Source organism: Streptomyces alkaliterrae, from assembly GCF_007097205.2.
In the GTDB taxonomy this organism is placed as follows: Bacteria; Actinomycetota; Actinomycetes; order Streptomycetales; family Streptomycetaceae; genus Streptomyces; species Streptomyces alkaliterrae.
In genome coordinates, this window is the sequence record NZ_VJYK02000248.1 from 1 (window position 1) to 8,097 (window position 8,097).

8 protein-coding genes are annotated in these 8,097 nt (G+C 73.1%); all 8 read left to right on the plus strand.

Annotated features, from left to right (window positions below):
* The first annotated feature begins 394 nt into the window (after positions 1-394).
* A complete protein-coding gene (locus FNX44_RS20165) occupies positions 395-907 on the plus strand; it encodes a DUF2617 family protein (protein WP_143649877.1) in 513 nt (170 codons plus the stop codon).
* A 116-nt stretch (positions 908-1,023) separates the two neighbouring features.
* Positions 1,024-2,790: a polyamine aminopropyltransferase gene (locus FNX44_RS20170; RefSeq protein WP_143649878.1), complete on the plus strand. Its 1,767-nt coding sequence runs from the start codon at positions 1,024-1,026 to the stop codon at positions 2,788-2,790.
* A 96-nt stretch (positions 2,791-2,886) separates the two neighbouring features.
* Complete coding sequence (gene cpt / locus FNX44_RS20175; protein WP_143649889.1) at positions 2,887-3,408, plus strand: chloramphenicol phosphotransferase CPT; 522 nt, start codon at positions 2,887-2,889, stop codon at positions 3,406-3,408.
* A gap of 85 nt (positions 3,409-3,493) precedes the next feature.
* Positions 3,494-4,639, plus strand: coding sequence for an SRPBCC family protein (locus FNX44_RS20180; RefSeq protein ID WP_143649880.1), 1,146 nt, complete (start codon positions 3,494-3,496; stop codon positions 4,637-4,639).
* Positions 4,640-4,717: 78 nt separating this feature from the next.
* The gene (locus tag FNX44_RS20185; RefSeq protein ID WP_143649882.1) at positions 4,718-5,539 is read left to right on the plus strand and encodes an aldose epimerase family protein; all 822 of its coding nucleotides are present in this window, start codon (positions 4,718-4,720) and stop codon (positions 5,537-5,539) included.
* 42 nt (positions 5,540-5,581) lie between these two features.
* Positions 5,582-6,121 carry an orotate phosphoribosyltransferase gene (gene pyrE / locus FNX44_RS20190; protein ID WP_143649884.1) on the plus strand — a complete coding sequence of 180 codons (540 nt, stop codon included), beginning with the start codon at positions 5,582-5,584 and terminating at the stop codon, positions 6,119-6,121.
* Between the two features lie 260 nt (positions 6,122-6,381).
* Complete coding sequence (fbaA, locus tag FNX44_RS20195; protein ID WP_143649885.1) at positions 6,382-7,404, plus strand: class II fructose-bisphosphate aldolase; 1,023 nt, start codon at positions 6,382-6,384, stop codon at positions 7,402-7,404.
* Positions 7,405-7,532: 128 nt separating this feature from the next.
* A complete protein-coding gene (locus FNX44_RS20200) occupies positions 7,533-8,072 on the plus strand; it encodes an AAA family ATPase (protein ID WP_143649887.1) in 540 nt (179 codons plus the stop codon).
* Positions 8,073-8,097: the final 25 nt, after the last annotated feature.

Sequence of the window (8,097 nt, forward strand, 5' to 3'; positions counted from 1 at the left end):
GGCGGGGAGTGAGGGCCGACGGGTCGCGCCGGTGGCGCGGAACCGCGCGCCGGGAGGCGTGGCCACGGCGTGCGCCGGCGGGTGGGGGTGAGCGCGGCGCTCCCGCGCGCGTCCGCGCTGTGTACGCGCGCGCTTCCCACACTCCCGCGCCGACGCCGCGGCGACACGTCACCCGAAGCGGTGGCGGTTGCTTGAACACGTGAGCCAGTAAGCCCTCGGGGGTATGTAAACGCCCCGAAGTTGAGTCAAAACCCTGTGGACTTGGCGCAATTCATGATTCGGTGAAGACGTATCCCGGACCCCGACGTGGGCATGACCCGGCGATTGCAACGTCCCGAGGTCGAGATCGAGGAGTGGCCGTGGCCACCCTCCACATGTCTTGCGGAGCCGACCCATGCTCACCACCCTGAAAACCGCCTACTCCGACACCCGTGCCGGCGACCTGTCCTGGGCGCTCGGCCGTGAACCGCTGCCGTCGCTCGCCACGCTCGACCTCGAATTCGCGGGGCCCCGCCTCCAGTTGAGGCTGCTCGGCGCTTCCCACCAGGTGCTGGTGGAGGGCGCCGAGGGCGGCTGTTCGGAGACGGTGGCCTGCATGCCCGGCAGCAGCTCGCCGCTGCCGGCGGCGGTGTCGCGGCGCCTCGGCGGCTGGGACTACGAGTTCGCCGCCCGCGTCGAGACGCTGTCCGGGGGGTCGTTCGCGGGGCGCGCGCAGGAGCTGCTGGCGCTGGTGGCCGACCATCCGCACGGACTCGCGGGAACGTTCCCCGGCAGCCCGTACGCGTTCACGGCGCTGCTTGCGCAGAGCGGCGAGTCGGGGCAGGTCTCCTGGCGCACGTGGCACTCCTATCCGCAGGAGGGCCGTCTGGTGGCGACCCGTACGAGGATCAGCGTGCGAGACATCTGAAGCGACCGAGATGGCACGGGTGGTGGTGCCTCGGTAGTCCCATAGGCCCCTTGGCGGCGCGGAATTCGCTCTTGTGGGTGACAAATGGGAGGTTTGGTGTCACGTAGCGTTCACACATGATCGACCAGCCCGTCCGCGATCCGGCCCGGAAGCCGGGCGCAGTGGCCGGACGGGGTGAGAGTCACACCCCGACGCCGCCCTCCTCGCAGGATTCGTCGGCCACCGCCACCCGCGTCGACGGGACCGGCCGCGACGGGGCGGGGCGCGACGGGAGCGGCACCGGCACCGGGGACCCTCGGCTTCCGGTGCGACCGGGGGTCGGGCGGTTCCTCGTCCTCGCCTCGGTGTTCGTCTGCGCCGCCTGCGGCCTGGTCTACGAGCTCGAACTCGTCGCGCTCGCCTCCTACCTGATCGGTGACTCGGTCACGCAGGCGTCCATCGTGCTGTCCGTCATGGTGTTCGCGATGGGCATGGGCTCGCTCGTGGCGAAGCGTTTGTGCAGGAAGGCCGCCCAGGGTTTCGGCTACATCGAGGCGTTGCTGGCGCTGGTGGGCGGCGGTTCCGCGATGGCGCTGTACGCGTGCTTCGCCTGGTTCGGCGAGTCCCGGACGACACTGGTCGTGTTCTCCCTGGTCGTCGGCGGGTTGATCGGCGCCGAGATGCCGCTGCTCATGGTGCTCATCCAGCGCATCAGGGAGCAGGACGTCGGCGGCGCGGTGGCGGACCTGTTCGCCGCCGACTACGTGGGCGCGCTGGTCGGCGGGCTCGCCTTCCCCTTTCTTCTCCTCCCGTTGTTCGGACAGCTCACCGGGGCGCTGCTGATCGGGGTGGTGAACGTGTTCGCCGGCGGCTTTGTCGTGCTGTGGCTGTTCCGGCGCGACCTCACCCGGTCGGCCCGCGTGGGGCTGCTGCTGGTCAACAGCGTGGTGTTGGGGCTGCTGCTCGCCGCGCTGTGTTCCGCGTCGGCGTTCGAGGAGGCCGCGCGCCGCGCCGTGTACGGCGGAACGGTCCGCGTCGCGACGCAGTCGGCGGTGCAGGAGATCGTCCTGACCGACGGCCCGGGCCACGGCCAGGGGGCCACCGGGGGCCTCGAACTCTTCCTGGACGGCCGGTTGCGGGTCTGCGCGAGCGACGAGGCGCGCTACCACCAGGCGTTGGTGCACCCGGCGATGGCCGCCGGCCGGCACGCGCGTGTGTTGGTGCTCGGCGGCGGCGACGGGCTCGCGGTGCGGGAGGTGCTGCGCCACCCCGGCGTCCGGTCGGTGACGGTGGTGGAGCTGGACCCGGCCGTGCTCGACCTCGCCTCCTCCGATCCCGTGCTCAGCGAGCTCAACCGGCGGTCGCTCGCCGACCCGCGGGTCCGGCAGATCACCGCGGACGCCTTCAGCTGGCTGCGCGGCCGCCCGGCGAGCGGCGGCGAGCGCTACGACGTTGTCGTCTCCGGCCTGCCGGACCCCCGGATCACGGCCAGCACAAAGCTGTACTCGCTGGAGTTCTACGGCCTGCTGCCGCGTGTGCTCGACGACGGCGGGCGGCTGGCGGTGCACGCGGGTGCCGCCGGTACGGACCCGCGCACGTACGGAACGGTCGCGGCGACGCTGCGGGCCGCCGGCTTCGCCGTCACCGGCTACGCCGTCGACGGCCGGCTGTCGTCCTTCGGCGACTGGCCGGACCGGGCCCAGCGCGCAGAGCACCCGTCGTCCCGGGACTGGGGTTTCCTGCTGGCCGCGCGGGGAGACGCACCGCCGGTGGGCGTGCCGCCGGAGATCCGGCCGGGTGAGCTGACGGCCGCCGACCTGCGCCGTGCGGTCGCCCGCGCCGGACGTCTGGACCGGCGCGACCTGCCGCCCTCCACCCTCGTCCATCCCCGCTACGGCTTCTGACGCCCGCCAGGCCGGACGTGTCGGCCCGGCCCCGCGCGCGTTATTGCCTTGTGGGCGCGGCCGGCGCGCTTCTACGGTCGGCCGGTGACTACTCGGGTGATCGTGCTCAACGGCGGTTCCAGCGCCGGCAAGTCGGGGATCTCGCGCTGCCTCCAGGCCGTGCTGCCCGACCCGTGGCTGACCCTCGGCGTGGACACGCTCGTCGACGCGATGCCCGCCGCCATGCAGGGCACCGAGTCGGGGATCGAGTTCACGCCCGACGGCGGGGTGAACGTCGGGCCGGCGTTCCGGGCTCTGGAGACGGCGTGGGCCGAGGGAGTGGCGGCGATGGTCCGGGCGGGTGCCCGGGTGATCGTCGACGAGGTGTTCCTCAGCGGTGCCGCGGGCCAGGAGCGTTGGCGGAACGCCCTCGCCGGGCTGGACGTGCTGTGGGTCGGCGTCCGGTGTGACGGCGCGGTCGCGGCGGGCCGTGAGGTGGCCAGGGGCGACCGCCTGCACGGGATGGCCGCGTCGCAGGCGGAGGTGGTCCACCGGGAGGTGGTCTACGACCTGGAGGTGGACACCACGCGCACCGAGGCCCTGGACTGCGCGCGGGCGATCGCCGCCCACGTCCTCTGACCCGCCGCCGGGCGCGGGTCGCGGCGGCACGCGGGGGGGCGCGAGGAGGGGCGCATGTCGGGGCCCACGTGGGTAGGCTCCCGGCATGGAGCACGAGGTGTACGTTCCGTTTCCGGTCGGTTCGGTACGGGCCGCGCTCGCCGAACCCGAGCGCGGCATGCGGTGCGTGCCGGGCCTGAAGCTCGACGCCGTCAACGCCGACGAGGCGGACGACGCCGTGGTCCGCGGGCGGCTGCGCGTGCGGGTCGCCGGCTCCACGATCACCTATCGCGGGATGCTGCGCCTCAGCGCTGAGCAGAACGGTTTTTCCATCCTCGCCGAGGGCACCGAGGCACGTGGCAGCGGCGCGGCCAGGATGCGGCTGACCGTCACGCCCCGGCCCTCCTACGGCCCCGGCACGGCCGGGGCGGCGGGTGACGGACCACCCGGTGGCACCGTGCTCGCCTTCGCGGGAGGCGCCGAGGGCACGGGCCGACTCGCCGAGTTCGGCACCGACCAGCTGACGGCGGCGGCCCGCCGCCTGCTGGACCGTTTCGGCGCGGCTCTCGGCGAGAGCCTGGCGGCCGACCCGTCCGACGACGACAACGCCCGTGTCATCCCCGGCATCCCGGCTCCCGAGACCTCCCGGGACGCGGGCGGCGAGCAGGCCGCGGCCGCCGCCGAACAGCCGAAGGCCGACGACGCGTCGGACACCGACGCCGCCCGCGAGGAACCACACAAGCCGTCGATCTTCGACACCGAGATCCCGCCGCCCTCCCTCGACCCACTGGCCGACGACGTGGACGACGCTGACGCGCTCGACGGGGACACCGCCTCCCGCCCGGACGCCGACGCCCTCGACGACGCTGCCGCCCTCGACGCCGCCGAATCACCGGACATGCCGGTGGACGACCTCTTCGCCGACACCGACGCCGACGACGACACCGACGCCGACACCGACGCCGACGACGACACCGACGCCGACGCCGACGACGACACCGACACCGGCGGCCTGACCGCCTTCCCCGAGCCCGCCGGGCCGCCCCCGGCGGAGGCGGCGCACGCCCGGCGTACGATGATCGGCCGCAGCGCCGAGGAGGTCGACCACGCGCCACCGCGCGGCCGTTACGCCCCTGTCCCGCCGCCCGAGCCGAGCACCACCGGCGCCACCCTGCGCTGGGCCGCCCCCGCCGCCGCCTTGGCGGTCGCCTCCGCGGTCCTCCTCACCCGCGCCCTCCGCCGCCGCCGCTGAGCCCGCGCCTTCCACGGCCGCAGAGCCCCACGAAGGCGCGCCGCACCGGCGCGCGTCGCAGGGCCTACGCTTGGCGGCGTGAATGCGCTGAGTAACGAGGAAGTCCGGTTGCGGGCACGGGGTGCCGAGGTCGTGGTGCGGCCGGGGTCGGGCTGCCGTCTCGCCTCGCTGCGGGTGGACGGCGTCGAACTGCTGCGGCAGGGCGCGGAGTACGGCTCGTTCGTGATGGCCCCCTGGTGCGGCCGTACCGCCGCCGGCCGGTTCCGCAGCGGCGGCGAGATGTACCAGCTCCCGGTCGACGAGACCGGGCACGCCATACACGGCCTGGTGCGGGACGTGCCGTGGCGTACGGCCCGGGCGGACGAGCGCTCGGCGGCCTTCGTCCGCGAACTCGGCGACCCCTGGCCCTGGTCGGGCACGGTCAACCAGCTTGTGGAGCTCGCCGAGGACGGCGGTTCGCTGACGCTCACGCTCGGCGTGGAGACGTTCGGCGACTCGTTCCCCGCGCAGGTCGGCTGGCACCCCTGGTTCCGCCGGAACCTCGGCCTGGGCGGCGAGGACGCGCGTCTGGAGTTCGACCCCGCCTGGCGGGAGGAGCGCGACGAGCACCACATCCCGACCGGACGGCGGGTGGAGCCGGGCAGCGGCCCGTGGGACGACGCGTTCGGTGTGCCGGACGGCCTGTCGGCGACGCTGACCTGGCCCGGTGAGCTGGAGCTGAAGGTGGCCAGCCGCGCCGAGTGGGTGGTGGTCTACGACGAGCAGGACGCGGCGGTGTGCGTGGAGCCGCAGTCCGGCCCGCCCAACGGCCTGAACTCCCACACCCGGCTGGTCACTCCGATCTCACCGCTCGAGCTGTCGACGACCTGGAGCTGGCGCCGCCACGAGCCGTCGGCGTAGCCGGCGCGGCGCCGGTGTGCGGCTGGCTTAGGGTGAGGGCTCATGAGCGATGTGCGTGCTGAGCTGCTGCGACAGATCAAGGAAAAAGCCGTGGTGCACGGCCGGGTGGTCCTCTCCTCCGGCAAGGAGGCGGACTTCTACGTGGATCTGCGCCGGATCACCCTGGACGGCGAGGCGGCTCCGCTGACCGGCCAGGTCATGCTGGACCTGACCGCCCACCTGGACTACGACGCCGTCGGCGGGCTGACCCTGGGCGCGGACCCGGTCGCCACCTCGATGATGCACGCGGCCGCCGCCCGGGGCCGCAGGCTGGACGCGTTTGTCGTCCGCAAGGCCGGCAAGGCGCACGGCCTCCAGCGGCGCATCGAGGGCCCGGACATCAAGGGCCGACGGGTCCTGATCGTGGAGGACACCTCGACCACCGGCGGCTCCCCGCTGACCGCCGTCGAGGCCGCCAGGGAGGCGGGCGCCGAGGTCGTCGCGGTCGCCACGATCGTCGAGCGCAGCGCGGCCCCGGCGATGGCCGAGGCCGGGCTCGACTACCTGTACGCGTACGACCTGGACGACCTCGGGCTGTCCTGACGCGCGGCACGGCCCACCGGCCCGCCGGGGCCGGTGGCCTTGTTCACTCGGGTTCACCCCGCTGGCAGGTTTCACGTGAAACATGCCGGCGTGTCGGGCAGGTATGCGGGCGGTAGCGCGCCGTCCATCCGCCGGACAGCCCCTCTGGAGGTTCGGGCGCCGTCTGGGAAGATGGGCGGCGACGATGACGTCGCCCAACGGTCAGGGTCGTACATCAAAACACCCCATGCACACCCGCACATCTCCCAAGGAGCGGACACATGCCCATCGCAACCCCCGAGGTCTATAACGAGATGCTCGACCGGGCGAAGGCTGGCAAGTTCGCCTACCCGGCCATCAACGTGACCTCGACGCAGACGCTTCACGCGGCGCTTCGCGGGTTCGCCGAGGCCGAGAGTGACGGCATCGTCCAGATCTCGACCGGTGGCGCCGAGTTCCTCGGCGGCCAGTACAGCAAGGACATGGTGACCGGCGCGGTGGCGCTGGCGGAGTTCGCGCACATCGTCGCCGAGAAGTACCCGGTGAACGTCGCGCTGCACACCGACCACTGCCCGAAGGACAAGCTGGACGGCTACGTCCGCCCGCTGCTCGAGGTCTCCCGCAAGCGCGTCGAGCGCGGTGAGAACCCGCTCTTCCAGTCCCACATGTGGGACGGCTCGGCGGAGACCCTGAGCGACAACCTGGAGATCGGCAAGGAGCTGCTGGCCCTGGCCGTCGCCGCGAAGATCATCCTCGAGGTCGAGATCACCCCGACCGGTGGCGAGGAGGACGGCGTCACCCACGAGATCAACGACGAGCTGTACACCACCGTCGACGACGCGCTGCGCACCGCCGAGGCGCTGGGCCTGGGCGAGAAGGGCCGCTACCTGCTGGCCGCCTCCTTCGGCAACGTCCACGGCGTCTACAAGCCGGGCAACGTCGTCCTGCGTCCGGAGCTCCTGAAGGACCTCCAGGAGGGCGTCGCCGCCAAGTACGGCAAGCAGAACCCGTTCGACTTCGTCTTCCACGGCGGTTCCGGCTCCACCGAGCAGGAGATCGCCACGGCGCTGGAGAACGGCGTCGTGAAGATGAACCTCGACACCGACACCCAGTACGCCTTCACCCGCCCCGTCGCGGCCCACATGTTCACCAACTACGACGGTGTGCTGAAGGTCGACGGCGAGGTCGGCAACAAGAAGACGTACGACCCGCGCACCTGGGGCAAGCTGGCCGAGGCCTCGATGGCCGAGCGCGTCACGAAGGCGTGCGCCGACCTGCGCTCCACCGGCACGAAGCTGAAGTAACACCCGCTGGGAGCGAGCTCGCAACGAGGGAGGGCCGGACTCGTCCGGCCCTCCCTCCGTCGTCCGGCCGACGCGGGCCGCGCGGCAAACCCCGTGCCGACGCGCCGGACGGGCCGTACAGTCCCCGCATGGTCCCCGAGCCGCGCGCCGAGCGCCGCGCACTGCTGATCACCGGAACCGTCGGCGCCGGCAAGACCACCGTCGCCGACCTCCTGTCCGACCGCCTGGCGGAGTCCGGTGTCCCGCACGCGGTCGTGGATCTCGACCGGCTCTGCCAGTTCTGGCCGCCGCCCGCCGACGACCCGTTCAACTTCGAACTCCAGCTGCGCAATCTGCGCGCACTGGCGCGGAACCACTTCGAGGCGGGAGCCCGTCGGCTGGTCCTGGCCGGTGTGGTGGAGCGCCATCGGGACCGCGAGCGGTACCGGGCGGCGGTGGGCGCGGAGCTGTCCGTCTGCCGCTTGACGGCGGCCCCGGCCGTGCTGCGCGAACGCCTCATCCGGCGGCACCACGACGACGCGGACGGCCTGCGCCGGCATCTGCGCCGGGCCGGTGAGCTGACGCGGGTGCTCGACCGGGCTCGGCCCGAGGACTTCCGCGTCGACACCACCGGCCGCCCGGCCGCCGTGGTCGCGGCGGCCGTGTCGGAAGCCGTCGGCCGGCGGTGAGAGCGCGGGGTGCGGGGGTCGGGGG

Excerpts from the sequence above, each read along its gene's own strand:
- fbaA (WP_143649885.1), top strand. The coding sequence starts at position 6,382 with ATGCCCATCGCAACCCCCGAGGTCTATAACGAGATGCTCGACCGGGCG.
- FNX44_RS20180 (WP_143649880.1), top strand. The coding sequence starts at position 3,494 with ATGGAGCACGAGGTGTACGTTCCGTTTCCGGTCGGTTCGGTACGGGCC.
- FNX44_RS20170 (WP_143649878.1), top strand. The coding sequence starts at position 1,024 with ATGATCGACCAGCCCGTCCGCGATCCGGCCCGGAAGCCGGGCGCAGTG.
- FNX44_RS20200 (WP_143649887.1), top strand. The coding sequence starts at position 7,533 with ATGGTCCCCGAGCCGCGCGCCGAGCGCCGCGCACTGCTGATCACCGGA.
- pyrE (WP_143649884.1), top strand. The coding sequence starts at position 5,582 with ATGAGCGATGTGCGTGCTGAGCTGCTGCGACAGATCAAGGAAAAAGCC.
- FNX44_RS20165 (WP_143649877.1), top strand. The coding sequence starts at position 395 with ATGCTCACCACCCTGAAAACCGCCTACTCCGACACCCGTGCCGGCGAC.